General features: G+C 52.2%; 21 protein-coding genes. 2 read left to right on the top strand and 19 right to left on the bottom strand.

Annotated features, from left to right (window positions below; all coding sequences use genetic code 11):
- Nucleotides 1–100 precede the first annotated feature (100 nt).
- The gene (locus tag ACI7RC_RS03545) at nt 101–1,525 is read right to left on the bottom strand and encodes a sigma-54 interaction domain-containing protein (RefSeq protein ID WP_408107040.1); all 1,425 of its coding nucleotides are present in this window, start codon (nt 1,523–1,525) and stop codon (nt 101–103) included.
- Between the two features lie 203 nt (nt 1,526–1,728).
- Here ACI7RC_RS03545 and ACI7RC_RS03540 point away from each other — a divergent pair, with 203 nt between their 5' ends.
- Nucleotides 1,729–1,875 carry a hypothetical protein gene (locus tag ACI7RC_RS03540; RefSeq protein WP_408106852.1) on the top strand — a complete coding sequence of 49 codons (147 nt, stop codon included), beginning with the start codon at nt 1,729–1,731 and terminating at the stop codon, nt 1,873–1,875.
- 94 nt (nt 1,876–1,969) lie between these two features.
- Here ACI7RC_RS03540 and argS read toward each other — a convergent pair whose 3' ends face one another.
- From argS to speE, 4 genes are all read right to left on the bottom strand, one after another.
- Nucleotides 1,970–3,640 carry an arginine--tRNA ligase gene (gene argS / locus ACI7RC_RS03535; protein ID WP_408107039.1) on the bottom strand — a complete coding sequence of 557 codons (1,671 nt, stop codon included), beginning with the start codon at nt 3,638–3,640 and terminating at the stop codon, nt 1,970–1,972.
- Nucleotides 3,641–3,649: 9 nt separating this feature from the next.
- Nucleotides 3,650–4,069 (bottom strand): YwiB family protein, encoded by a 420-nt coding sequence (locus ACI7RC_RS03530; protein WP_408106851.1) that lies wholly within the window; start codon nt 4,067–4,069, stop codon nt 3,650–3,652.
- An 87-nt stretch (nt 4,070–4,156) separates the two neighbouring features.
- Nucleotides 4,157–5,029 carry an agmatinase gene (gene speB, locus ACI7RC_RS03525; protein WP_408106850.1) on the bottom strand — a complete coding sequence of 291 codons (873 nt, stop codon included), beginning with the start codon at nt 5,027–5,029 and terminating at the stop codon, nt 4,157–4,159.
- Nucleotides 5,030–5,044: 15 nt separating this feature from the next.
- On the bottom strand, nt 5,045–5,878 hold the full coding sequence (gene speE, locus ACI7RC_RS03520; RefSeq protein WP_408107038.1) for a polyamine aminopropyltransferase: 834 nt from the start codon (nt 5,876–5,878) through the stop codon (nt 5,045–5,047).
- A gap of 220 nt (nt 5,879–6,098) precedes the next feature.
- Here speE and ACI7RC_RS03515 point away from each other — a divergent pair, with 220 nt between their 5' ends.
- A complete protein-coding gene (locus ACI7RC_RS03515; protein ID WP_408106849.1) occupies nt 6,099–8,147 on the top strand; it encodes a transglycosylase domain-containing protein in 2,049 nt (682 codons plus the stop codon).
- Nucleotides 8,148–8,233: 86 nt separating this feature from the next.
- Here ACI7RC_RS03515 and ACI7RC_RS03510 read toward each other — a convergent pair whose 3' ends face one another.
- From ACI7RC_RS03510 to ACI7RC_RS03445, 14 genes are all read right to left on the bottom strand, one after another.
- On the bottom strand, nt 8,234–8,491 hold the full coding sequence (locus ACI7RC_RS03510; protein WP_408106848.1) for a hypothetical protein: 258 nt from the start codon (nt 8,489–8,491) through the stop codon (nt 8,234–8,236).
- Between the two features lie 256 nt (nt 8,492–8,747).
- On the bottom strand, nt 8,748–9,251 hold the full coding sequence (locus tag ACI7RC_RS03505; protein ID WP_408106847.1) for a YwhD family protein: 504 nt from the start codon (nt 9,249–9,251) through the stop codon (nt 8,748–8,750).
- 119 nt (nt 9,252–9,370) lie between these two features.
- Nucleotides 9,371–9,655 carry a hypothetical protein gene (locus tag ACI7RC_RS03500; RefSeq protein WP_408106846.1) on the bottom strand — a complete coding sequence of 95 codons (285 nt, stop codon included), beginning with the start codon at nt 9,653–9,655 and terminating at the stop codon, nt 9,371–9,373.
- A 20-nt stretch (nt 9,656–9,675) separates the two neighbouring features.
- Nucleotides 9,676–9,960 (bottom strand): hypothetical protein, encoded by a 285-nt coding sequence (locus ACI7RC_RS03495; protein WP_408106845.1) that lies wholly within the window; start codon nt 9,958–9,960, stop codon nt 9,676–9,678.
- Nucleotides 9,961–9,991: 31 nt separating this feature from the next.
- Nucleotides 9,992–12,400, bottom strand: a complete 2,409-nt coding sequence (locus tag ACI7RC_RS03490) for a lipase/acyltransferase domain-containing protein (RefSeq protein ID WP_408106844.1) — start codon at nt 12,398–12,400, stop codon at nt 9,992–9,994.
- Nucleotides 12,401–12,466: 66 nt separating this feature from the next.
- Nucleotides 12,467–16,357: a collagen binding domain-containing protein gene (locus ACI7RC_RS03485; RefSeq protein WP_408106843.1), complete on the bottom strand. Its 3,891-nt coding sequence runs from the start codon at nt 16,355–16,357 to the stop codon at nt 12,467–12,469.
- Nucleotides 16,358–16,890: 533 nt separating this feature from the next.
- Entirely contained in the window at nt 16,891–17,724 is an 834-nt protein-coding gene (locus ACI7RC_RS03480; RefSeq protein WP_408106842.1) for a stalk domain-containing protein, read from the bottom strand.
- Nucleotide 17,725: 1 nt separating this feature from the next.
- The gene (locus ACI7RC_RS03475) at nt 17,726–18,283 is read right to left on the bottom strand and encodes a hypothetical protein (RefSeq protein WP_408106841.1); all 558 of its coding nucleotides are present in this window, start codon (nt 18,281–18,283) and stop codon (nt 17,726–17,728) included.
- Nucleotides 18,284–18,506: 223 nt separating this feature from the next.
- Entirely contained in the window at nt 18,507–19,013 is a 507-nt protein-coding gene (locus ACI7RC_RS03470) for a YwgA family protein (RefSeq protein WP_408106840.1), read from the bottom strand.
- The gene (locus tag ACI7RC_RS03465) at nt 19,006–20,301 is read right to left on the bottom strand and encodes an HD domain-containing protein (RefSeq protein WP_408106839.1); all 1,296 of its coding nucleotides are present in this window, start codon (nt 20,299–20,301) and stop codon (nt 19,006–19,008) included. The genes ACI7RC_RS03470 and ACI7RC_RS03465 overlap by 8 nt, the downstream gene beginning before the upstream one ends.
- Before the next feature lie 90 nt (nt 20,302–20,391).
- Nucleotides 20,392–23,478: an efflux RND transporter permease subunit gene (locus tag ACI7RC_RS03460; RefSeq protein ID WP_408106838.1), complete on the bottom strand. Its 3,087-nt coding sequence runs from the start codon at nt 23,476–23,478 to the stop codon at nt 20,392–20,394.
- A complete protein-coding gene (locus tag ACI7RC_RS03455) occupies nt 23,475–24,746 on the bottom strand; it encodes an efflux RND transporter periplasmic adaptor subunit (protein ID WP_408106837.1) in 1,272 nt (423 codons plus the stop codon). Before ACI7RC_RS03455 ends, ACI7RC_RS03460 begins: the two co-directional genes overlap by 4 nt.
- Nucleotides 24,743–25,063 carry an ArsR/SmtB family transcription factor gene (locus ACI7RC_RS03450; RefSeq protein ID WP_408106836.1) on the bottom strand — a complete coding sequence of 107 codons (321 nt, stop codon included), beginning with the start codon at nt 25,061–25,063 and terminating at the stop codon, nt 24,743–24,745. The genes ACI7RC_RS03455 and ACI7RC_RS03450 overlap by 4 nt, the downstream gene beginning before the upstream one ends.
- A gap of 116 nt (nt 25,064–25,179) precedes the next feature.
- Nucleotides 25,180–26,109 carry an RluA family pseudouridine synthase gene (locus ACI7RC_RS03445; RefSeq protein WP_408106835.1) on the bottom strand — a complete coding sequence of 310 codons (930 nt, stop codon included), beginning with the start codon at nt 26,107–26,109 and terminating at the stop codon, nt 25,180–25,182.
- Between the last annotated feature and the right edge of the window lie 8 nt (nt 26,110–26,117).

Genomic DNA, 26,117 nt, shown 5'->3' with positions numbered 1-26,117 from the left:
TCGTACGAATAGGAAAACGATTTCGAAAAAAGGAGTTGCAAACTTCATGCCAAAGTAAAACGGCGAAAAAAACGGCTATATATTTGCTTTTTGGACGTCTTCAATCCGCTGCAGGTGCCGAATTTTTGGCACCCTCTTGTCTTTGGTTCAGCTTGTATTGAAGGGTCTGCCGTGGGATCCCGAGCCGTTTTGCCGCCTGCAAAATGTTCCCCTGGGTAGCCTGCAAAGCCTGGTTGATCATGGCTTCTTCCGTGGCCTGAAGGACCTCCCGAAGGCTTCCGGCCTTATCCTGAAGCGGCGGGAGAGATGGCACTGCCATGCCTGAATCCTCCCGCTGGACCGCCCTGTCGACGACGTACTGCGGCAGGTTCTCCGGCTTGATGACCACCCCTTCGACCAGATTCATCGCTGCCTCGATGACGTGCTCCAGTTCACGGACGTTTCCAGGCCAATCGTAGTGGTAAAACAGTTGCCTGACGTCGCTGTCGATACCGGTGACGTTCAACTGAAAGGAACGATTGTATTTATCGATAAAATGGCTGGTTAACAGCTCAAGGTCTTCCTTTCGACGGCGCAGCGGAGGAAGCTCAAAAGAGACGACGTTGATCCGGTAGTACAAATCGGCGCGCAGCAGTCCCAGATTGACTGCTTCCTGGGGATTTTCGTTGGTCGCCGCGATGATCCGCACGTCCACTTCCATCGACTGTGTATGGCCGATCCGGCGGATGATGCCATCCTGCAGAACGCGGAGCAGTTTTGCCTGCAGATCGAGCGGCATGCTGTTCAATTCGTCCAGAAACAGCGTTCCCCCATTCGCCAGTTCAAACAAGCCCGGCCGGTCATCGGCTCCGGTAAAGCTCCCCTTCGTCGTCCCGAACAAGATGCCCTCCAGGAGCGAGGACGGCATTGCCGCACAGTTTTGGGCAATGAACGGACTGCCGCTGCGGGATGACGCCTGGTGAATGGATTGCACCAACAGCTCCTTCCCCGTGCCGGTCTCCCCGGAGATCAAGATCGGCGAATTCGTCCGGGCCGCACGCCGCGCCCGTTCTTTGATGAGGATCAACTCGGAGGATTTCGTCAAAATATCATCAAACCGGTACACAGTGCCATCGGAGGAAAAACGCCGGGCTCGTTTCGGCTTTCTCACCTGGGCCTGCAGGTCAATCAGCTTCTCCGACAGCTCACGCAGTTTCCGGATGTCTTTTGCTACCTCGACCGCCCCAACCAGCCGCTGCCCGACTCGCACCGGGAGCGTCGTATTAACCGTTTCGACCCGCATGCCGCGCCAATTGGTATACGTTTGCGGCTGGTTGTAAATCGGCTCGCCGTCTTTGATGACCCGCAGCAGTGTGCTCGATTCCCTGTCCAGCGAGGGGAAGACCTCCAGCACGGGCTTGCCCAGGACCTCCTCGGGGGTTAATCCGTCCAGTTTGGCAGCCACGTGGTTGTAGAAAATGGTGATGCCGTTCGCATCCACCACGTGAATCCCTTCGTCAATTGTCCCTAGAATAGCCTGCAGCATCTCTTTTGTGTCAGAAATGGGCCAGTTGGTCACGGTTTTCCTCCTTCCCGTCCGCCTTGTGCCGAAGATTCGTCACACAACTGCCAACTTTCCGGCAGTTCAAACTTTCTTTTTTCTTATCTTATCATTGTTGACAGGCTCGGGTCATGCATGAAATACGGCTGCGACGTGAAACTAACAAGGAATAAGAAGGAGGTTTGGACATGACAAGCGATAAATACGGCAACACGAAAAACGATATGGGGTATAACGGGAGCGGCATGCACGGGTATACGCTGCATAAAAAAGAGGGGAAGATTGACAAATACGCTGGAAAAGGGACGAAGGCAAGAAAGGCGGAATCCGAGTAAAACGGATCCATCTTATGGAAAAAACGCGGGAAAAGATGAACGGCATCAGGTGCAGTTCATCTTTTCCCGCGTTTTCCTTTTAAATTCGTCTGCGTTACATTTTTTCCGGAGCCGAGACCCCGATCAGGCGAAGCCCGTTTTGTACGACTGTTTGCACCGCCTGGACAAGGGCAAGCCTTGCCTGTGTTTTGCCTGGATCGTCGGTCAAGACGCGTTCGGCATTGTAAAAGCTGTGGAACAGCGTCGCCAATTGGTGCAGGTGGCGAACCACCCAGTGAGGAGCAAGTGAACGGGCGGCTTCCGCCACCTCCTGCGGGAATGCCCCTACCTGCTTGAGCAAGTCGATCTCCTTCTCGGTTTGGATCTGGTTGAAGTCGGCCTGCTGCAAATCAAACGAAATGCCGTTCTCTTCCGCCTGCCGCAGGATGCTGCAGATACGGGCGTGGGCGTACTGCACGTAAAACACGGGATTTTCGTTCGATTTGGAAACGGCAAGATCCATATCAAAGTCGAGGTGGGAGTCAGGGCTGCGCATGGCAAAGAAATAACGTGTCGCGTCTGTCCCGACTTCTTCCATCAAATCCCGCATCGTTACCGCTTTTCCGGTACGCTTGGACATCTTCACCTTTTCGCCGCCCTGATACAGGCTTACCATCTGGTTGATGATCACCTCGAGCGTATCCGGCTTGCCGCCCAAGGCCTGGATCGCCGCTTTCATCCGCGGAATGTAGCCGTGATGGTCGGCGCCCCAAATGTTGATCAGCTTGTCGTAGCCGCGCGACAGTTTGTCTTGGTGGTAGGCGATGTCGGGAGTCAGGTACGTATAAGAACCGTCGTTTTTCACCAGGACCCGGTCTTTGTCGTCGCCGTAGTCCGTAGAGCGGAACCAGACGGCTCCATCCTGATCGTAGACAACGCCTTTGTCCCGCAATACCTCTACGATTTTCTCGACAGCCCCCTTCTCGTACAGAGAGGTTTCGGAAAACCAGACGTCGAATTGGACGCCAAAATCAGCCAGGTCGTGCTTCAGCTTGGCCAATTCCCGGCTTAGGCCGTAACTGCGGAAAAAGGCGAACCGCTCTTCTTCCGGAAGGTTTGCGTATTTGTCTCCTGCTTCTTTCGCCAATTCCTGGCCAAATTCTACGATGTCCTGGCCGTGGTACCCGTCCTCCGGCATCGGAAAATCTTGTCCCAGCGCTTGGAAGTAGCGAGCCTCGATCGACTTGGCCAAATTGTTGATCTGATTCCCGGCGTCGTTTATGTAATACTCGCGGGTGACCTGATAGCCGGCCATATCGAGCACGTTGCACAGACTGTCTCCTACGGCGGCTCCGCGGGCGTGGCCCAGGTGAAGGCTTCCTGTAGGGTTGGCGCTGACAAACTCGACGTTGATCTTCTCTCCTCGTCCAGCGTCTGTCCGGCCATAGTCGGCTCCTGCCGCGAGGACTTGTCCGATCACCTCGGTCAAATAGCTGTTGTTCAGATAAAAATTGATAAAGCCCGGTCCGGCGATCTCTACTTTCTCGATGGAGGCTTTCGATTTATCCAGTTGGGCCACGATCGCTTCGGCAATTTGCCGCGGCGGTTTTTTGGCAACTCTCGTCAACTGCATCGCAATGTTGGTGGCATAGTCACCGTGGGCTTTCTCCTTGGGAATTTCCAACACCACTTCCGGCAGCTCGCTCTCCGCAACCAGGCCGGCCAGCACCGTTGCGCGACCAATCTCTGCCTTCAATCTTTGCTTCATTTGTTCGACCACGCTCATGCTCATCCACTACTCCTTCCATTCAATCCCTAATGTCAAAACAGATTCTCCGAGGTATTCATCCTGCAGCCAAAGCTGATAAGCAAGCGAGATGCCAGTCGGCCTGTCACCCGTTCGCTCAATCCGCAGCTTTCTCGTATGAGTCTTCAGCCAAAAGCGGCCATGCGGGGTGACGTAAGCCGATTCTGTGCTGCGATTTTTGCTAAACACCTGTTTCATTTGCAGAGAGCCCTGGCGAAGCAGGGTCACATCGCTTTCGGCGACTCTGATGACAGCGCCGACCTCGCCGATCCCTTCCAGGTCCTCCTGATAGGAGAAGTACCAACCGGCCGCTTTTTCTACCGCCTTTCCTTCGTATCGGTTATCCGTGACCGTCGTCTGTCCGCCGCTGCTCTGCCTGATTGTCAGATGTAGGGTAACCTCTTGCATGACCTGTCCTCGTTTCCCTGCCCGTATTTCCTCATTGTTTCATTGTACCAAAAAAGCGCTCCCTTACAAGAAGCGCTTTCCCAACATCTATTTCACAAAGCCGAGAATCAATTCACGCACGATTTTCGAAGCGACGATCTGGGTCATTTCACTGTGGTCGTAGACCGGGGCCACTTCCACGAGATCACAGCCGATCACGTTTGCTCCATTGTTCGCCATGTAGTGAATCGTATCGAGAAGCTCTCGTGAGGTAATGCCTCCCGCCTCGGTCGTGCCTGTCCCCGGAGCCGCTGAAGGATCGAGCACGTCAATGTCGATCGTCAGGTAGATCGGCCGGTTGCCGATCTGTGGCAGTACGCTCTTGACCGGTTCCAGCACATCGTACTTATACAGATTCATATTCTCCTTCGCCCATAAAAACTCTTCCTTCATTCCGCTGCGGATCCCGAAGGAGTAGACGTTTTTCCCTCCGATCAAATCACACGCCTTCTTGATCGGCGTGGAATGGGAGTACGGGTACCCTTCGTAATGGTCGCGCAGGTCGGTATGGGCGTCAAAGTGGAAAATGACGAGATCCTGCTTGTACCTCTGATATACAGCCTGAATGACCGGCCAGGTCACCAGGTGCTCCCCGCCCAGCCCGATCGGCATCTTGTCGTCGTCTAGTACCTTGCTGACGAACGATTGGATGGCATCCAGGCTTCCTTCCACATTTCCGAAGGGAAGCGGGATGTCTCCGGCGTCAAAGTACTTGACGTCCTCCAATAGACGATCCAGGTACGGACTGTACTCCTCCAGTCCAATCGAGACCTCGCGGATACGTCCTGGACCGAAGCGGGAGCCGGGACGAAAGCTGACGGTCCAATCCATCGGCATGCCGTAGATGACCGCCTGGCTTTCTTCGTAGTTGTTGTGACTGCGGATAAACACCTTCCCGGAATAAGCCTCATCAAAACGCACAGTGATTTCCCCCTCTTAGTCGCGAGTCAACTCAGCCACAAACTTCGGCAGGTTAAAGACCGAACGATGCAGCTCTGGAGTGTAGTACTTGGTGTCCAAATCCTTGATCTTGCTCGCATCAACTTCCAACGGATCGTGTTGTTTGGAGGCAATCGTGAAGCTCCACAGTCCAGAAGGATAGGTAGGAATGCTGGCTGTGTACAGGCGGGTAACCGGGAAGATCGATTTCAGATCCTTGAAGACGCGTTTGATCAAATCCCGGTTAAACCACGGCGATTCTGTCTGTGCCACCATAATGCCGTCTGGGGACAGCGCGTCGTAGATTCCCTGATAGAAGCCTTTTTCAAACAAACCTACCGCCGGGCCGATCGGCTCCGTCGAGTCTACCATGATCACATCATATTCACCTTTACTCTCATGGATGTGTTTGATTCCGTCTATTACCTTCACATCCACACGCGGATTTCCAGACAGTTCGCTGGCGATTTGCGGGAAGTACTTTTTGCAGGCCTCAATGACGCCGCCGTCGATCTCCGCCAGAACTGCTTTCTCCACGGAGGAGTGCTTGACGATTTCGCGGATGGCTCCGCCGTCTCCACCGCCGACGACCAGTACCTTTTTCGGATTGGGATGGGTGTTCAGTGCCACATGAGTAATCATCTCGTGGTAGACAAATTCATCCTGGTCAGTCGTCATCACCATTCCATCAAGGAGCAGCATGCGTCCCAGCTGTTTGGTATGAACGATATCGAGCTGCTGAATTTCCGTCTTTTCGCTATGTAAGGTCTCCGTTATCTTCATCGTAATGCCGAAGTTTTCCGTTTGCTTTTCCGTATACCACAATTCCATTTCCATTTTGGCACTGCCTCCTCATTACTAGCCTTCAGCTTATCAAGAAAATTATAGTGGTTACCTCCAAAAATGCAAACCCATTTTTATTGAAAATAGTAGGGAAGTATAGACAAAAATAGATTTTCCCATACTGGTAAAGGATTCTTCTACAGTATCGCCATTTTGAACGGAAATCCTGCAGATGCGTGTTAGCTTTGCTGAAAGGACGTGATGACAATTGGAAGTGGTCCGTGAAAGCGAATGGATACGCTGGCTTCGGCGAGCCAAGCGGCTGATCAAGCTGGCTGTGTACATGACCCTGCTCGGTTCTTTTGCCATTTTACTTTTGCTCCTATTCTTGCGGTCACAGCCGTTGCCAGCCGCGGCCATTCATCAAACGACCATCATCTACGACAGCAACGGAGAAGTCCTCGACTCCCTGCACCAAGGGGAAAACAGGACCGTCGTGCCGTTCAAAGACATTTCCCCCTGGCTGGCTCAGGCGACCGTAGCCATTGAAGACCGCTATTTTTGGCAGCATTACGGCTTCGACTTGAAACGCCTGGCAATGGCTGCTTACGTCGATTTAAAAAACATGAGCAAGGCACAGGGAGCCAGTACGATCACCCAGCAATTGGCAAAAAACCTCTACCTGACCAATGACAAGACATGGGACCGAAAAATCAAAGAGGCTCTGCTTAGCGTTCAGCTGGAGCTAAACTACAGCAAAGAAGAAATACTGGAGAAGTACTTAAACCAGATCTACTACGGCCACTCGGCATACGGGGCGCAAGCGGCGGCCCAAACCTATTTTGGCAAAGATGCCAAAGAGCTGACGTTGGCGGAAAGCGCCATGTTGGCGGCCATTCCCAAGGGGCCGACGTACTACTCGCCGCTGACGAATTACGAAAATGCCAAACAGAGGCAAAAGCTGGTGCTCGAAGCCATGCAGCGCGACGGCTACATCACCGCCGAGCAGGCCGACCATGCATATGAAGAGAAGCTGGTCTTCACCACCAAGGAAGATCGAAAAGATCCTTCCTATGCTCCGTACTTCCGGGACTACATCGCCTCGCTGGTACAGGAAAAGTACGGCATTGACGGGGAAGCCTTCCGCCACGGGGGACTCAAGATCTATACGACTCTGGACCTTGACATGCAGAAGAAGGCGGAGGAAGCGATCGCCAAAAACTTCTCCAACGGCAATCCCGATCTGCAGACCGCACTGATCGCCATGGAGCCGTCCACAGGGAAAATCAGGGCGCTCGTCGGCGGCCGCGACTACGCCAAAAGCCAGTACAACCGCGTCTTCAGCCAGCGGCAGCCGGGCTCCTCTTTCAAAGCCTTTCTCTATCTGGCAGCTCTGCAGCAAGGATACACACCACTGACGGAGATGAAAAGCGAGCCTACTGTTTTTACCTATGACAACGGCAAGCAGTACATTCCCAGCAACTTTGGCGGCCATTACTTCTACGACTACATTACCATGCAGCAGGCCATCGCTACTTCTGACAACATCTACGCCGTCAAGACGATTGAGCAGCTGACGCCCAAGGCCTTAGTGGATGAGGCCCGGGCCGTCGGCATTACCAGCCCGCTGCAGGAGGTGCCCTCGCTTGCGCTCGGGGCCTCCCCGGTCTCCCCTTATGAAATGGCGATAGCCTACAGTACGATTGCCAACAAGGGATGGCGGGTCGAGCCGATTGCGATCGAGAAAATTGTCGACAGCGACGGCAGCGTGCTGGCAGAGGAAAAAGAACAGAAAACCCAGGTCGCCGATCCTGTCGCCAGCTTCCTGCTGACACAGATGATGCAGACCGTTTTCGAACCGCAAGGAACGGCGCACCGTGTCGCCGATCGGCTGAATCGCCCGGTAGCGGGAAAGACCGGCTCCACTGACTACGACGCCTGGCTGGCCGGGTTTACGCCCCAGCTAACGACAATCGTCTGGGTCGGCTATGACGAAGGGAAAAAAATCGACCCCGTCAAAGACGCGATGCTGGCTGCCCCGATTTGGGCCGATTTTACCGAAAGCGCCCTGCAGGATCAGCCGCCTGCCCTGTTTGACAGTCCGGTCGGCACCGTTTCCGTCTACATCGACCCGGCTAACGGCAAGTTGGCGACGGAGCATTGCCCCAACCCGCGCCTCGTCTACCTGGCAAAGGGCACTGAGCCCACGGAGTACTGTACCGAACACCTGCCCACTCCGGAAACGCCGCCAAAGCCGCCCAAACCGCCGGAAAAACCGTCGTTTTGGCATCGCATGGGCAAACTGTTGACCCCGTAATCCAGCGGCAGAAACCCGCACCTTAAAAAATGCAGCCCTGCTCCTGAAAGAGCCTGGCTGCATTTTGATTTTGTTTACCCTTTGCCTTACTCCTCGCCGCCGATTACCCCGTTACCATCGGTAAAAACGTGATCGTTCACAATCTGAATCAAACCGGCCCGGTCCAGCTCATCAAGCACCTCAAACAAGCTCTCCCGCTTGCCTGCCGGAAGTCTGCGGATAAACAGGTTGATTTCTTCAGGTGACACATTGCTTTTAAAGTGCACGCCGCCGTGGCGGGCAAAATGGTCGTTTTCCTCATGGACTCCGCCGAGCTCCGAATGATCACCGTTTATTTGCACCATATGACACCCCTTTTGTCGAGTTTATGGACAAGACTCTGTTATAGGATGTCACCTTTTTACCATTTGATAACCGGAAATTCTGATTCGACAAAGACAAACAGGGAAAGACGACGGTATCCTTCCCTGTTTGCTGACCTAGTATAAGATGTATGCAGTTGCATCGTTAGTTTACCTGAGTTAAATTCCCGGTACAATTGATTTCACAATTTGTTCACAGATTCGACCATTTTACCTATCTGTTTGGCCGCAGCGCCCCCTAGGACAGCCCTTCCTTTAATTCATCAGAAGAGTTGTTCCACATCTCCAGGTTATGTTCCATCAACAGCTTTTTCAGGGCCTTCTTGCTCGTCTCGTCCAATTCCGACACCATAATCCGCCTTTTCATCGAGTAGTCCATGCGATTCACATGGTCTGCCAGGATTTTATAGCCGCGTCGGGCCTCCCGGTCGATCTCCATGTAGCAGGACGTAACCCCGGCGTAATACGGTCCGGACTCGTTCCGGTCTACGGTGACCCAGACCAGCCAATACGGCTTGCCATTCGGCACCTCGTCCTTGTTGGCCGTCCATTTAATCCCTTTTTCCACAGCGCTTTTGGCGTGCATCGCTCCCATGTCGATATAAGCCTCGTCGCCGTCGATAATGACGGAGGCGACCGAATTCAGGTCGATGACTCCTTTGCCGTAGCCGCCGTGTACTTCCGTCTTGCTGCTTAAAATGGTAAATCCAGAATTTTTCTTGTTATTGTTCAGCAAATCCATAACGGATACCTCCATTAGCCTCTTCCCTTCATTTTACCCCGAAACATGAATTGTGTGCAATTTACTAACCGGCAAACATGCTTTGGAAGCATGGAAATATCGCGTGGAGATTTCCCCTTTCAACTTTTCGACTGCCGTTTGGCGATGTTTACGAACATACTCAATAGAGCAGCCAACAGCATCTGTACGAGCAGTATTCCGATGACGAGCGGAACATTGCCAAGGTCATATGCTCCTGAAAGAAGCATGACTCCTACGGTTGCAGCCGCCATGACAACCGGCGGCAGCCACACCCTTTTGTAGTGCAGGCCGGCATAAACGGATGCGGCAAGCAGCACGATAAATACCGGAAACAACAGCAGCAGCACTCCGGTTGAAAGCCCCTCTGTGAATTCCCCCCACATGGTCATTCCCTCCAGCTATCTCACCCTTTGGATGTGATCATTTTCTCCTTTATCTTTCTGCAAATGATGGTAAACAGCGCAGTGTATATCGTCGTAGGAATCGAGAGTCCGATAAAAAATCCGTAGTCCCCGCCTCCTGCGGCAGAAAAGACAACGATCAGCAGAAAAATCATCAGACTGATCAGTGGTCCTACCCAGAGCCGCTTTGCCAGCAGGGAGAGAATCACCGCTAACAGAAATATCCCCCAGTTCAACAGTACGCCGCTAAACGCTCCAACGTACAGACCCGTAAAAAAGTAGTTCACCAACGCTCACCCTCGACATGATTTTGATATTCTATTCAGTTCGGGCTTGATAGCGCTTTACAACCAGCCCGGAATTGACGCTGCTCAGCGTCCTGATCTGTTGTTTTTGCTTTACCTGCAAGCTTCCCCGCTCTTTGTCCTCGAAGACGACCAGCGTATCTCCGTGCACCTCCACCTGGAAGGAGTTCTCCTGCGTTTGCTCGATTCCTTTTTTTGTAATGACAAGCTCCTCACCGGCCTGTGAGAGTGTCACCTCCGGAAATTCTCCGTCCTGGCGGTAGATGACGAGATAGTCAAAGGATTTGGTCTTTTCCGACGCCAGTCTGATGCCTGGTTGAACCTCCTCTTTCCCTGAAAGCAGCCGGGCTACCTGCTGAATCACAGAGCGGTTAACAGGCAGTTTGGCATGTTCCTCCTGTACATAGTATTTCTTTGCCACATCACTCTTGCTGTAGGCTGCGCTGACAAGGGGAACCGTTCCGTCACCGCCTGCCACTCCGTAAAATGGGATAAAACGCTGGCTGGCCTGTTCGAAGTCGTAGCCCAACAGGGTCTTCTGCCCATCGCCGATAATGGCGTACTGCTGTACGTTAAGCTGCGCCTGATCCCACTTCTGATGCAGCCGGTCGCTTTGCTCCGCGAGCGGACGATAGGTCAGCCTGATCCTCGGATCGGTCAAAGTTTCGTCATAGGTGTACGGCCGCTGTACATTTACGCCGATCAAGTTGAGGTATCCCTGCTTTTTGACGTACTCGCGCGACGGCAGCAATTCGTAGACGGCCGGAGCGTATTCGGCGATGGCTTTTCCCGCATCTGCGCTGAACAGGCTGATCGAGTTATTCTCCGTAATCTTTATGCCGATCCCGAAGGTATAACCCATCTTGATCGCCTGATACGCTCTGGGTGAACCCAGAAAGGGCGTGCCCATGTATATAATCCTTTTCGTTTTGTGTTGATATTGCGTATTTTGCAGCAGGGCCTCCTTGGTTACGAGGCCGCCCATACTGTGGACCACCAGCTGAACCTGCTTGGCCTTTGACTTGGCGATTGCCTCATCGATCTTTCGCAGCAGGCTGCCGGCGTTGTCCGCGCTGCTCATCCGCCAGTCATAAGGGAACCCGAAGAGTGATTCTCCTTTTTTGTAGCCCATCTTCTGCAGGTGTTCAGCCATGCTGTTGTACTGCTCCGCCTCTTTTTTCACGAGCGAATGGTACGACAGATACGAAATACCTCGCAGCCCGTCGTCTTCCGCTTCCGGGAGGATTTGAATCCCGTTGTTTTTGGGAACCATCTTGACACTTCCTGGAGACTGAGGCGTCAGCGCGAGCAATCTGCGGTGTTCGCTGTCCTTGGGACCGAGCATGGCCGTAAAATTGAGCCAGGCTTCCGAGGTTTTCCCCCGTTCATTTGCCAGCAGGCGGGATCCGCCGATGCCGGGAACCAAGATGACCGGAATGGTATGTACTGTCACGGACAGCTGATACTCGTGATCTGCAAGTTCGGAGCGCTTGTCCATCTTTATTTTGATGTAATACGTCCCGGGATCGCCGTTGTACGTGATCGATTCGTTCAAATTTTTTGCATACTCCGACTGCGCAATCTGTCTGCCGTCCTTGTCCAGCAGGTACAAGTCGAGGTCAACGCCTGTGGGCATGCCAGTCAACAACAGCTCGATTGTCGAGGCCAAGGGCACCTGCAGTTTAAAGTAGTCGATGTCGTCCTTGTCGTGGATGTTGGCCCGCAACACGCTGTTTGGCTGGATTTCTACGGCGTCCGCCAAGCTGTTGTTCGGCTCGTACTTGTCAGGTACGATCCTGCTCCCCTCCGGGACAAAATCCGCCATTAAATGGTAGTAATCTTTTTTGCTGAAACTGCCGCCTGCACCCCGTACCGCAATGTAGTACCACTGTTCCTGCTTGACCCTGATTCCATCGATCCGTTCGTCTGCCGATCCTTTTCGCTCCGATCTTCCCAGTTCTTTCTGTTCAGAATCGTACAGATAGAGGTTGTAATCTTGTCCGGCGGGAATCTGGTCCAGCTTGACCTGCAGCGTACCGTTGCCGGGAGCCCTGATCTTCCAGTAGTCGACATCATCGGCACTCTGTATGCGCCCGTAGGCATCGCTTCCGGAAAAAGTCCAGTCCGCTTGTCTCGGCGTATCGTTCGGCTCGATCTCAAACCGCTCATACCTGCCAGTCGCGCTGCCGGAACGCTTCCCTTCCTGCCCGATGAGCTCGGTGATCGCGTCTTCGTCCTCCGTCCCGTACACGTCCTTATAAAACTCCTTCTCTTTTTGATCGAGCGGGACGCGCGCTTCCGGCTGCACGCTGCGCTTCCCGTGATCCTCAGCGGCCATCAACGCAGATGCCTGCAGCACCGGCAACATCGCAAACGAAAGGACCAATAACAGCAGCAGCACCTGTCTAATCCGGTTGTTCAATGAAAACCCCCCTTTGCTTTCCTCACCACTAAGGTAGGAAAAGACAGATAGGGGGCGCAAAGAATTTTAGTGGGTGGTGTGATTGCGGATGCCTTGGCGTTCCCACGCGTTGGCGATGATCCGAAAGACCGCTCGATAATCATCCGGGTCGCGTCCGGTTCCACGTGTCTTATCGGGATAAGCAAATCCTTTATTCACCTGAAAACCGAACTGTACAGAGAAGTAGACGGCGTACCGCGCATCCTTTTGAAATCCCTTCTGTTTGTCTCCCATAAGCGGAGTATCTACTCCCACTTCCCGCAGTCCCAGCTTCTCGATCATTTGCCCGGGACCTGTCCACAAGGTGGACGACTTTGCCGTCAGGGACAGCTTTGACTGCAGTGTGGTTGACTGTCTGCCCGTTTCGGAAATCCAGGCAGCCGCCGACTCGATACGCGGGTACTTGCCGCTCACTGGATGCTTGTGCCTGGACTCCAGCTGCAGATGGGCGAGAATGCGTTCCCCCGCGTAAAAATCATCAGGCTGGCTGTCTTTATACCGGTCCCGTTGATGGTACTCACTCCACTCGGCCGTGTGCAGAATGATCCCCTTGGCATTAGGCTCGAATACCTCAAAACGGGTTTCATCTCCCTTCACTACGATGGCAAACAAGCCCTCAATCCTGTCAGAATCCCTGCCTGGTGTACACACTTTTTCATCCGGCAGCGGTTCGCCGTCCTCCGCTCCGCTGTTCGTCACGCATTGCTGGAAACTCACCATAAAATCTACCTGGTACGGAACCAGTATGGTGAAAGTATCCACGGCAGCCGTGTATTTCGTTGTCTGCAGCGTCTGCCGCCAGGTCGTCTGTGTGGGAACGGTCGTCCCGGTATACTGATTGGATTGGGAGGCTTGCTTGGGATTCAGCGAGAACCGCTGATCTTGGCCAGGGCCGGTTACTCCCAACTCAACGCTCGGCCAGTTTGTCCCGACGCTCGTTTTGCCGCTCCACTTCGGCGGGTCGGCCGTAACTTCCACGTCCTCATTCTCGGCGCCTGAATACTTGCTGTACAGCTCGCTGACCTTGTTTTGAATCGCCGCGTTAATCTGAGCGTCAATGGCGGAAAAAGCCGCGTCGATCCTCCCCTGGTCAATGACTACTTCAATCCTGGCCGGCTCACGCTCCCATACCCCGTCTGACTGGCTGACCAATAGGCGGTTCTCCGAGTCGTAGATGTTGATTTTTACTTGGCCGCCGTCTACGTCTCCCCCGGGCGGCGGCTCTGGCGGGGAGGCATCGTCTGCGATCACGACCGTTACCGTATAGGTACATCCAATGGAGTTTGGATAGAAGTTATCGTTTACGACTGCCTTGATGGTGTACGTGCCTGGTGGAGCATCTAGCTTCGTATACCCTGCATCTTTCATGTCCTCCAGATCATTGGGATGAGAAGCGATCCAGTCAACGCTCACCACTGTAACATTTACGGCCGTATTCGGATCTGGCGAAACCAAAACCCCAAATGATGCCCTACCGTTACTTGCCTTAATTTGGATGGTTTGTCCATTTACATTGTTATGTCTTCCGCCTGCCGAATCGTATACATGAATGTATAGACTGGAACAATCTCTCTGATCGGTAATTTCAACCGTAAAGGTAAAGGTACAGTCATTCAATGACGGGTACCGCGAATCGTTTACCTTGGCCGTAACGGTATAACTTCCCTTCTGCAGCCCGGTCATGGTGTACTCTTTGTTTTTATCCGAAGCTGTATTCGAGAATGGTCCACTCCAAACCGCGTTAATAGGCTGGGATGCATCCCCTGATTTGGACAGCCAAAAGGTGACTTCTACTTTATCCCCGACGATCTTTTCTTTCCCGCCATTGGGTATATCATAACGAGACATTTTGATTGTAGGACTTTTCATGTGCATGGCAACATCGGAACAGTTCAGCCCTTTTAGCACAATCTGGAACGTCTTCCGGCAAGGCTCGCCGTTCACGTAGACTGTGACCTCCAGGGTGTAGACAGCATCGACCTTATCGTCAAACGTATGGGAGAACGGATTTTTGCCTAGGACTGTCCGAAGCGTAGTCCCGTTTTTCTTGAGTACCCAATCCCCCGTTACTGTGACGTTGGATTGCGGATAGACCGCTTGCAAGACCAATTCATTCGTCTGTCCTCTCTCCATGCGGATGGTATAAGGGCTGGATCCCTGGAGTCGGGTATCTTTTCCATCCACTGTCGCATGAAAGAATATTTCCTCACATTCAATGGTTTTGACATTGATTGTGACGGTCTTGCTGCAGTCAATCACCCCAACGGATGAGTTGATTTGATATTTCGCCGTTAAGGTGTACGTGCCTTTATCCGTAAACTTGTAAATGAAATTGGTGATATTGGTTGTCGATTTTAACACCTGACCGGCACTATTCTTCAAGGTCCATTCAGGTGACGAGATCTGTTTCTTATCGTAAAATGCTTCAAAGTAAACGTTACTGTTTCCTGGCATGATCGTTAGAGCGTAGTTTCCATCTGAATCCTTCGTCATAGGCAGCTCCGTTTGACCATCTAGCCAGGCTTCGATTACAGAGTTTTTACAGATGTTATCTGCAGTGCCGACAACCCGAACTGTAATTTCCCAATGGCATTCCCGCCACTCGTTCTCGTACTGGCCGTCGTAGCGCAACTTGATCCGGTAAATGCCCCCTGGCTTGTCAAAAACGATAGACCGGTCATCAAAACCGGTTGCCGGAAGCTTCAAGTTATTTGTCGGAACAGTTCGAATCTTGTCTCCCCAGACCATATCCATGATCACGGGCGTAGTGTCCCCTGGACGGTACACTTCCCAATACAAATAGGCATCTGCCATCGTGCCGTCTGTATCCCGAAAACGGGCATACAGGCTAAGGCTTCCTCCCAGGTCGACCTCAATGGTTGATCCGTCAGAGATTTGCTTGCCGTTTTTGGAGTTTTGGTAAACGATCGGGCAGCCTACTTGTCCATCCCACACGAAGGTCTTGATCCAGCATTCCTTGCCGTCCTGGCTGACGTACTTTATAGTGATTGCTTGATTGCGGCTTACGGAGAAATCATGGGAGCCTACGTTCTCTGCGACCTTGACGTTGTTGAGGTAGAAGGAACCTTTTTGGGAGCCTGGGGCTTCCACGGAAATGAGATAGACATCTGTGGGGAGGGCGTAGCCTGGGCTGCCACTTTGTAAATCAACGTTCCGATTCGTCTTGCTGCCAAACATCCAGACGTGGAGTGATAGCTTTGATTGTGCGGGATCGCACTCAGCTACGGGTGGTGCTTCGGGATAAATATCCTTTGTCCAGCATTCTTTCTCATCTTCGGACTTATAAAACAACGTTGTAGGGCCTTTGATGAGAATGTTCGAAAAGGTGTTGCCACTCATTTCAAATCCATCTATCTTCAACGTTCCGGAACGGGGAAACGAAAGCGTGATCGTGTTTACTCCTGCTGGCAGCTTGTACTCTCCATTACTGGGAATGGACTTATTGGATTGACCGGGGAGTTGAAGGGTGGCGTTTATCCAATCCGTACAGATCTGTGTTGCTTCAACCTTATACTTGATCTCAATCGGAGTGGAGCGGCCATAATCGTCCCTCGCCTCAAAGGTTAGTGTATGTGTATCGCCGGATTTAAGTAGGGCGGGATCGCTGATCGTGAACTTCCAGGAGTACGGTGCGGCTCCGTAGGCCATTTCAGTTGACGTGCCGCCCAAACTAGGTTGGTCTTTTGAATCAATCGCCGTTTTTAATGTGTTATGGGTTCCACTATTGCCATAGGTAGTCGTATTGACAACCACATTAATGGGTTTATCTGCTTGAGCTATAAAGAGCTGGTTTGTTACCGTTGAATTGGAAACAACGGGTGTCCCATTTAGGGTAATTGAGTTATAGACCGGCTTCGGAGTGGTTTTCCATACGGTACTGAACAATGGTCTGTTCACGCCATCACCAACCCTGGTTTCTGTGAAGCCGCCCCCGCCGCTTAAACGGACGAGTCCGCCAAAATCAACCCAGGTTTCTCTACCATTTACCGTATATTTTTTCAAAATAGGATTGATTTTTCCGTTATTCCATATCCAATCAGCATTTCCATTGGCTGCATCGGCCACTTTCTTAATGGCTCCATAATCCCATGGAACAACGTTGTAACCAGACTGCCTGCTTAGATCCCACTCTCCATCTCCTTTTGACGAATCGGGTTGAAGGTCAAAAGTGACGCCGTTAATGGTATTCCCTGCTGGCCCACCATTCAGTGAAAACTTTTCCTCATGCCACAAGGTTTTTGCTTTTCTCTGATCAGGGTTTCCTAATCCTGTTGGGCTCAGATCACCATAAAATAAAACTGCGTCCGCTAAATTCAAGCTATATGGGTATACCCCGTAATCTGGTGTACCTGAAGCAAAAGATATACTCGGAAAATTTACCAAAGATGAAATGAAGATGGTAAATGCTAGGATAACACTAACTACTTTTTTCATTTGTGCCTCTCATTTAACCAGTAGGTGTCAAGTGACGGTACATCTATACTCACTCCCCCAACACCCGGAACCCCTTTGAACATTGAAAACGAAACATATCCCCCCTTTCCATAAAAGGGAATGCGTATTGTGTCACCTGCCTTGTATTTTTTATCTATTTGATAAATATCGTGTTCCCTTACACCATACAAACCGTCACTAAGGTCTTTATAGATAAAAAGCACACTATAGCCATCTGGGATTTTAGGCATCTCAGTAATAAATACATTTCCTTCAATTCTTGCTTTCTTTGCTACTAATTCCATAGCAGGTTGGGCAACTGGATCAACCGGCATTAGTGGGATATTTGTTGGTCTAATTGGTATCTCCTCTAAAGGTGTAATCGTTACCGTTTTCAGTTCAGGGTCCCAATCTACCTTTTGATCAAACGTTTCACTGACGAACCGTAACGGAACGAAGGTACGCCAATCTTTCAATATGGAAGGTGCATCCAAGCGAACTGTCCGGTTGTCAATATCAACCGTATTTTCACCAATCACCAAGTAAATCTTGGTTCCTTGTCGTTCCATCGTGACCATATTTTTTGTTCCATCCCACTTCACATTCGCTTGGAGTGCCTCACTCACAAACCTCACCGGCACCATCGTCCTGCCAGTTTTAAGATCAAGATAAGGCTTGGCATCAGGAAATTCGATTTCTTTCCCCTCAACAATAACCTTAATCTCATCTGTGGAACTACTAACGGTTTCTTCAGCTTTTGCGGTTTGGCCAAAGAACCCCAAGCCCGCGACTAACGACGTGACAACCAACAAATTCAAAAACCGCTTCACACTAAATCCCCTCCACTTTCCATTCCTTCTCCGTATAAAACTCATCCATTTTCCTGATCAAAGAAGCCGCCTGCTCATACGTCATATTCTGCTCGCCATCCCCCGCCGGTTTCGCCCAGGATTCGACTTGCTCCCAGGAAACCACCTGCTCATTCGCCTTGCGATTGATCCCCAGCATTACGAGCTTGGCTGCCTCTTTCAGCGTGAGCGGGAGATCCGGTTTGATCTGACAGGAGCAGTCGATCACGCCTTTCGCCTGGGCCAGTGCGTAATACTCGGAGGACCAATGGTTCTCCGCCCCAGCCGGGACGCGAAGGCCGCCCTGCTTCTCCCCGTATACTTCCATCACCATCTTCATGAACTCCGCTTGCGGGATCTCTGCTTTGGGATCGGTGCTGTCTTTGAGATATCCGACTGACCTTGCCCAATCCATACTCGAGGTATGTACGGCAGCCGCCGGTGTCGATCCAGCACTTTGGGTCGCCATCGCCATCATCCCGCCAAAAAACGAACAGAGTCCCACCGCCGCCAGCACCAGTGCAAACCCAAGCGATTTCATTGGATTACGTTTTCCTTTTTTCATAGCCATTTCCTTTCCTTTTCCCTTTGGAGATCCAAACGACACGTGTTTCGCCGAAAATTCAGTCATCTACTGCCCGCGTAGGCTCCTGCTCCATTTTCCACTATAATGTTGGGACAATAAAAATTGATGCCGCAATCCTGTGACGTTTCACAAATAAAAAAGATTGACCCGCCAAGGATCAATCTTGTATTCCTGCCTATTATTGTCTAATCATTCCACGAAGCTCACCCATAAACGAGAGCGCCTTTTGAATTTCCTCTTCCGTATACTTCTGCATGCTTTTCAAAGTGAAGACTTTGCTTTTCATCTGTTCGTAGGGAAGGTGCTCAAAGTAGAGGACCGTCGAAACCAGCTCCAAAAATCGCGAGTTTTCCTGGTTCATCCGGGAGATAAGCCGCTCGCCGTAACCGATGTCCACGTTGTGGTACTGCAAAAATTCGCGCCCGTCCTCGTTTAACTTGTAGCGGTAAAGGTCGATTGCCCCTTTGCTTTCTTTGGTCTCGTCCAACATGCCGAGGCTGCAGAGCTCATCTACACGGAGTGTCAATTCCTCAGAGTACGGCCCGTACATGTGAAATTCAAAGCGTTCGTCGAAATCCACCTGCAGTTTTTTCGCTATGTACACCATCTTATGCAGCTTCTTTCGTCCCGTCACTTCACCCGCTACCTCGACGAGCCGCATAATTTTGGCATGTGCCTTAAGCATCCTCCATCACTCCTAGACGTTCTCGAATCAAACCGGCGGCATCTTCCGGCAAAGACATCAGCTTATCATAAGGGAAATAGAGTTTATGATCAAAACGGCGCTTTCCGCTAATCGCCTGGACGATATCCGATTTTCGCGACAGCTCGACCAGGTCGCCTGAAGACATCCGGAGCATGATCGGGATTCGTTCCTGCTCTTCGCCAGGGCGATAAAAGTCATAAGGAAGGTCCGAGGTCGAGTCAACCTCTACATAATACGCCGGGTCAATTCCCGCTTCAAGGAAAAGTTTTTTGATCTCTTCCAGATTGATAAAGTCCCTTGGATTATATTCGACGTACTGAAACAGATTCCTGTCCATAAATCGGGCGCACAGATCGGAGAGGATCGGATCTTTTTCCAATCGCCACTGCCCCATATAGTAGAAAGCTACGTTCTCATCTAGCGTCAAGTAGTCGGCCAACGAAATTTTCCCGCGAAAAAACGGGAGATAATGCCTAGGTTCCTGCTCAAAAATGTATCCGGAGTCATACAACTGCCTTGCCCTTTGGAAAATTTTGCACAAGATCACTTCAGCGCTGCGGGTTACCGGATGAAAGTACACCTGCCAGTACATTTGATAGCGGGACATAATATAATCTTCCACCGCGTGCATGCCGCTAAACTTAAATACGACGCCGTCTTCGTGAGGGCGCATGACCCGAAGAATCCGTTCAATGTCGAAGTTGCCGTAATTGACCCCGGTGTAGTACGCGTCACGCAGCAGGTAATCCATCCGGTCGGCGTCGATCTGACTGGAAATCAAACTGACGATCAATTTATTCTCATAGGTCTTCCCGATGACTTCCGCTACCTTCTGCGGAAAATGCTCGCCCACGGTACGCAGAATCCGGTTGATCTCGGTATCGCCGGTTAATATCTTCCGCGACCACTCTTCGTGGTCAAAGCGAAAGACCTTCTCGAATGTATGGGAAAACGGCCCGTGCCCGACATCATGCAGCAGTGCAGCGCAGAGACACAGCAGCTTTTCTTCGCGTGTCAGCTGCACCCTGCCCTCAAAGGTCTCCAAAATCCGCCGCATGATCTCGTAGACGCCGAGCGAATGATTAAAGCGGCTGTGTTCGCCGCCGTGAAAGGTCAGATAGCTGGTGCCGAGCTGCCTGATCCGGCGCAAGCGCTGAAACTCCCGCGCATTGATCAAATCCCAGATCAGCTTTTCCCGCACGTGAACATAACGGTGAACGGGGTCTTTAAAGACTTTTTCTTCACTTAAAAGCTGTGGTTCCTGCATCGGGCATGCCCCCTTTTGCGACCAGCGGTATTTTCTGGGTACAGTATAGCACAAAACAATCATTTTCCTGCGAAAAAAAGAGGCAGGCAGCTAAACTGCCGCTGCCTCCTCCGTCCTTTTTGCCTTTCTCTTTTCCTTGCGGATTGCCAGTACCGTGTAGAAAGAGGGTACGACGATCAATGTCAGCATTGTGGAAAACAGCAGTCCAAAAATGATCGTCACGGCGAGCGGTTGAAACAGCACGTCGCCGGAAATGACCAGCGGCATGAGACCGGCCACTGCTGTAAACGTGGTCAACAGGATGGGCCGAAGCCGCGCTTCCCCCGCTTGAATCACCGCATGCTTCAGCTCTACGCCGGCATGCCGGGCGTCCTCGATAAACTCGATCAACACAATTCCGTTGCGGACGACAATCCCGGATAGCGAAATGACTCCCATCATCGTCATAAAGCCGAGCGGGATCTGCGTGAGGAACAGCCCAATCATGCTGCCCGCAGTCGAGAGGTAGACGGTGCTCATCACGAGAATCGGCAAACTCAGCGAATAGAACTGCATCGCGATCAAAATGACGATTAAAAACACTACGATGACAGACAATTTCCCCATGTCGATAAATATATCGGCCTGTTCGGAGGTTTCCCCGCCTGTCTCCAGGCGATACCCTTCCGGCAAGGACATTTCCTGCAACAGCGGCTTCACATCATTCATGACCTCTGTGGCGGTCCGTCCCTTCACATCGCTGTAAACAGTCACGGCCCGCGTCAAATTGCGGTGTTTGATCGATTGGATGCTGAATTCCGGCTTGATTTGGGCGATTTCGGACACGGGTATCTGCTGTCCTAGTGCGTTCGGCACTGTCAGGCGCTGGAACAGCGTTGACATGTCACTGCCCTGTTTATCGGCGTAGAGATGGATATCGTACAGATCTTTGCCATTGTCAAACTGGCCGACGGGGATTCCCTCGCTGACCAGCCGCAGCGTCCGTGAAAGATCGGCCGAATTGACCAGCTTCTGATCCATCAGTTCGCGGTTTACTTGAAACTCCAGTGTATAGCGTTCGATGCCAAGGTTGTCATTCACTTCGTACGTGCCGGGCACTTTTGCGATTCTTTGCTTCAGTTCTTCGGCTAGTGAACGTAAAACGGCCATGTCCTCCCCATAAATACGGATCACAATTGGATCACCCACCGGTGGACCCGCTTCCAACTGCTTCAAGACGATATTTGCCTGTGGATACAACCCGACTAGCTGCTTCCTCCACTCCTCCAGCTTTTCTTCCAGCTTCACCTGTTTTTTATCGAACCTTGCGACCAACTGGCCGACCTCGATGCCGTCACCTGCTCCTGTGTCTCCGCCGAACATCTTCGGTGCGCTTCCCCCGCTGTATCCCGCGACCGTTTTAATCCCGGGCTGTTGAAGCATCCAGTCCGAGATGCCTTTGACAACCTCGGTTGTCGCCTCGATGCTGCCTCCAACCGGCAGATTGACATTGATTATAAATTGGTCGCGATCATCGAGAGGAAACAGTTCGACGGGCGTAAACGGCACCAAACCGTATCCACAAGTCCCGATCAGCACGCCGATCAACCCTGTCCGCAGCGGTCGCTTCAGTGCTTTGGGCATCAGCTTGTCGGCATACCATCTGGTCAGGCTGTTGATCTGCTTGCCCAGTAATCCGGGCGTTTTGCGGTATCTGTCTGCACTTTTCTTTCGGCGCTCTTCATTCCACTTGCGGTATATGGGGATAATCGTCAGCGACATCACCATAGATGCCAGCATCGCCGAAGAGATAATCACCGGCACCGGTTTGATAAACTGCCCGGCATTCCCCTTCAAAAACATCAGCGGCATGAATGCGGCGATCGTCGCCAGCGTGGCCGTCACGATCGAAATAGCCACCTCTTTGGTACCATTTACCGCCGCTTCAAAGGGCCGTTCACCTAAAACAGACAGGCGGCGCTCGATGTTGTCATTCACCACGACGGCGTCATCGACCAGGATGCCGAGCACGATAATGAGGGAAGCGATCGAAATCATATTCAGCGAAATCCCCAGTATCGGCAGCAGGATGAACCCAATCGCAATGGAGATGGGAATAGCCAGGGCCACGACGAACGAGGTCGTCAGATTCAGCCCAAGTGTACAGACGACGAGAACCGAGATGATAGCGATCAGCATCTCGCGGGAAAGCTCGCCAAACAACTCATCCACACGCTCGTTCTGCGAGTAGATCGAAGTTTTTTCGGCCCAGACCGGCAGCGACTTTTCCAGTGTCTGCATCATTTCGTTCACGCGCCGCTGCAGCGAGGGGACATCGCTGCCTGTCTCCGCGTTGATGCTGAGCGAAATGGAAGGTCTGCCGTTAAAATACGCGTAAAGATCCGCTTTTTTCGTGGTCAGCACCGCTCTCCCCACATCTTTGAGGTAAACCGGAAAGCCCTCATGGGTACGGGAGATGATAATATTGTTCAACGCGGCCGCATCGTATGTATCGGATAGTTTTAGCTGGTAGGTCCGATCTTGGACAACCAGGTCGCCCAGCGGCGTCTTTTCGTTTTCCGCCTTGATCGCCGACATGACTTGCCCCCAGGAGATCCCGTACTGCTGCAGTCTCTGGGTGTCAATGTCGATTCGCACCTCCTGATCAGGCAAGCCGGTTATCCCTACATCAGCAACTCCGGGGATGGTCCGAAGCTGTTCCCGCCAATTTTTCACCAGATCCCGCAAGCTGTAGACCTGTTCGAAGGTATCGGCGGAAAGAGCAATGGTTTCGACAAAGGTTCGATTCAGGTCGTCATTGATGATCGGCTGTTTGGCGTCGTCGGGCAAATCCGCTTCCGCGTCTTTCACTTTCTTCCGCAGTTCATCCCATTTTTGCTTGGGATCTACGCCGTCTTTTGTTTCCACAACAATGGTCGACAACCCTAAGCTGGAGGTTGACGTGACTGATTTCAAACCCTGCAGCTCATTGATTTTTTCCTCGATTTTTTTCGTCACCGTCTGTTCTACTTTTTCAGGTGAGGCACCCGGCAGGGCGGTTATCACCATCGCCATGTTGATGATGACTTCCGGCTGCTCGCGCTTGGGCAGTTGGAAAAAGCTGAACAATCCGATCATGATCAGCATGACAAAGAACAACAGAGTGATTTTGCGCTTTCTGACGGCATAATCGATCACGGCTGGCTACCCCCTGCCGACTCGACCGGGTCTTTGTCAAACAGGCGATCCACGCCTTTGACGATCAGCAAATCACCTTCCTGCAAACCGGAGGAAATCTCCAGTTTATTATCGTGCAATTCTCCGATGGTCACTTGCGTTTTGACCGCTTTTCCGTCCACCGCGAGGAAGACGAACGGCTTCTCTTCTCCCCGGCTGATTACCGCCTCTATCGGGACAAAGATGCTTGGGCTGCCTGTCAGTTCGCGATGAGCAATGACAACCTGCCCCGCATACCAGTCGTGCTGCGGGTTCGGCACGTTTATCTCTACGCCGATCGTCCCTGTGCTTTGATTGGTTGCCGGGTAAATTTTGCTCACGGTACCATCCCGCTTCTCCCCGTAGAGCTCAAGCGTTACGCTGTCGCCTGTCCTCCAGGCTGCGATCTCCTTGTCCGGTACGGGGAGCACGACCTTCAAAGCATCAATATTGCCAATCTTGTAAATAGGCGTGCCGGCATTAATCAGTTCGCCAACCGAGGATAATTTGGCGATGACGGTCCCCTCGATCGGCGCTTTCAACCTGGTCTTGTCAAGGGAAAGCGCAGCCTGCTCCTTGGCAATAACGGCAAGATCGTAGGCAGAACGCGTCTGCTCGCGAACCTCTTGACGGGCTCCCTGCGTCACCAGTGAATACGCCTGCTCCGCCGTCTGCAAATCTTTCTCGGCAAGCACGAATCGATTATGCATGTTCTCGTAGTCATTTTGGGAGATTGCGTTCTGCTGGTAGAGGACTTGAAAACGCTCATAATCGCTTTTTGCCTGGTTGTAAGCGACAGTCGCTTTGTCGAGAGCGGCTTTTGCCTGCGTAATCTCTTGTTCACGCGCCCCGTTCGTCACTTCTGCCAGGCTGGCCCCCGCTTGCACTACCCCGGCATTGGCGCGGGCGAGCTGCAGTGACAGCTCACTGGTATCAACCTGGGCCAAAACCTCCCCTGCCTTTACCTTGTCTCCTTCGCTGCGGTCAAGCCGTGTCAAACGGCCCGGCACCTCAAACGAGACTACTGCTTCTTCGCTGGGTTCAAGCGTCCCCGACAGTTCAAAAGAACGGACCGACGGCTCTCGTTTTACCTGTGAAACCTGTACTTTTTTCACTTCCTGCTGCAGCGGGTCAGCACTGTCTGACCCCTGACTGCTGCACGCGGTCACCAGCATGGATCCGATGACAACGGCAGTGATCCATCCCTTTTTGCACAACATGGCATCCACCCCATCTTTTGAACCCGTCACGCCAATTCTTCTTCGATGGCGGCTATCAACTGTTTGATTTGAGCGAGTGCAGGTCCGACTTCCAATGAATAATAGTTTTCTTTCCCTTTTTGTTGAATTTCAACGAGCCCGGCATCCCGAAGCAATTTTAAATGATGAGAAATGGCGGGGCGTGAAAGCGATAGTTGTTCTGTAATCTGTTTGACATTCAATTGTTGGCAGAAACCGAGCAGCAAGATGATTTGCTGCCGGGCCGGGTCACCCAATGCATGAAACAACGGCGTGCATTTTTGGAACAACTGCAAGCCCGGACAGTCTGCCCACGGGTCTTTCTCCATCAATTAATCTCCTCTCCGGAAAAGGTAAATGGGACAATCATGTTTATACGTTTAAACCTATCGACCTATTACATTATATGCGGTACAGATTTCCTTGTAAATATGTTCCTGTTCCTTTACAGCACATTCTCTCCCCATCGTTCCCGAATCAACTGCGCCAAATCTTCCGGGAGTGATGCCGTGCACTCTACCTGTTCACCACTGAGCGGATGGGAAAACGACAACTGGTGGGCGTGCAGGGCTTGCCGGCGCAGTCCACTGTGTTTTGAGCCTCCGTACAGACTGTCGCCGACAAGCGGATGGCCAAGATGGGCAAAATGCACCCGGATCTGGTGTGTCCTGCCCGTCTCCAGTTGGATTCGCAGCAGCGTGGCGTCTGCTTGCCGGGCCAGTACCTGGTAATGTGTGATCGCTGCGTCGCCCCGCGGGCTGACCCTCCGCTTCGATGGATGGCGCGGGTCGCGGCCTATCGGCGCCTCAATCGTTCCCCGTTCCGCTTCAACGCTTCCCTCTGCTACGGCAAGGTATGTCCGTCGCAGCTTGCCTTCCCTGATGAGCTGGTCGGCCAGTCGATGAGCATAACTGCTTTTAGCCAGAAGGACGGCCCCCGATGTCTCCTTGTCCAGACGGTGGACGGAATGCGGCATTGCTGTGCCTCCGCTTTGCAGATACGCAGCGAGCCGGTGAATTAGCGTGTCCGTCTGCCCGCTCTTTACCGGGTGAACCAGCATGCCCGCCGGTTTGTTCGCGACCATGAACCACTCGTCTTCAAAGAGGATCTCAGGCACGTCGAGCTCCTCCGAATGTCCGGGCGGCAGCGGAGCCGGGGAACGAGGCTGGTCGGCTATCTTAACGGAGACGATGTCCCCTTCCTTCACCTGACGCTGCAGATAAACGGGTTTGCGGTTTAGCTGAATCCCTTTGCTCCGGGTCAGCCGCTGCAGCATGCGGCCGGAGACGGATAGTTTTTGCCGGGCTATCTGCTCTACTGTCAAGCCCGCATCTGCCGAAGCTGCAGTATACGTGAGCCACGATGACGATGACAATGGACTTC

The sequence above is a fragment of the Brevibacillus sp. B_LB10_24 genome (assembly GCF_046036945.1).
GTDB lineage: Bacteria > Bacillota > Bacilli > Brevibacillales > Brevibacillaceae > Brevibacillus_C.
This window is presented reverse-complemented; position numbering and strand designations above follow the sequence as displayed.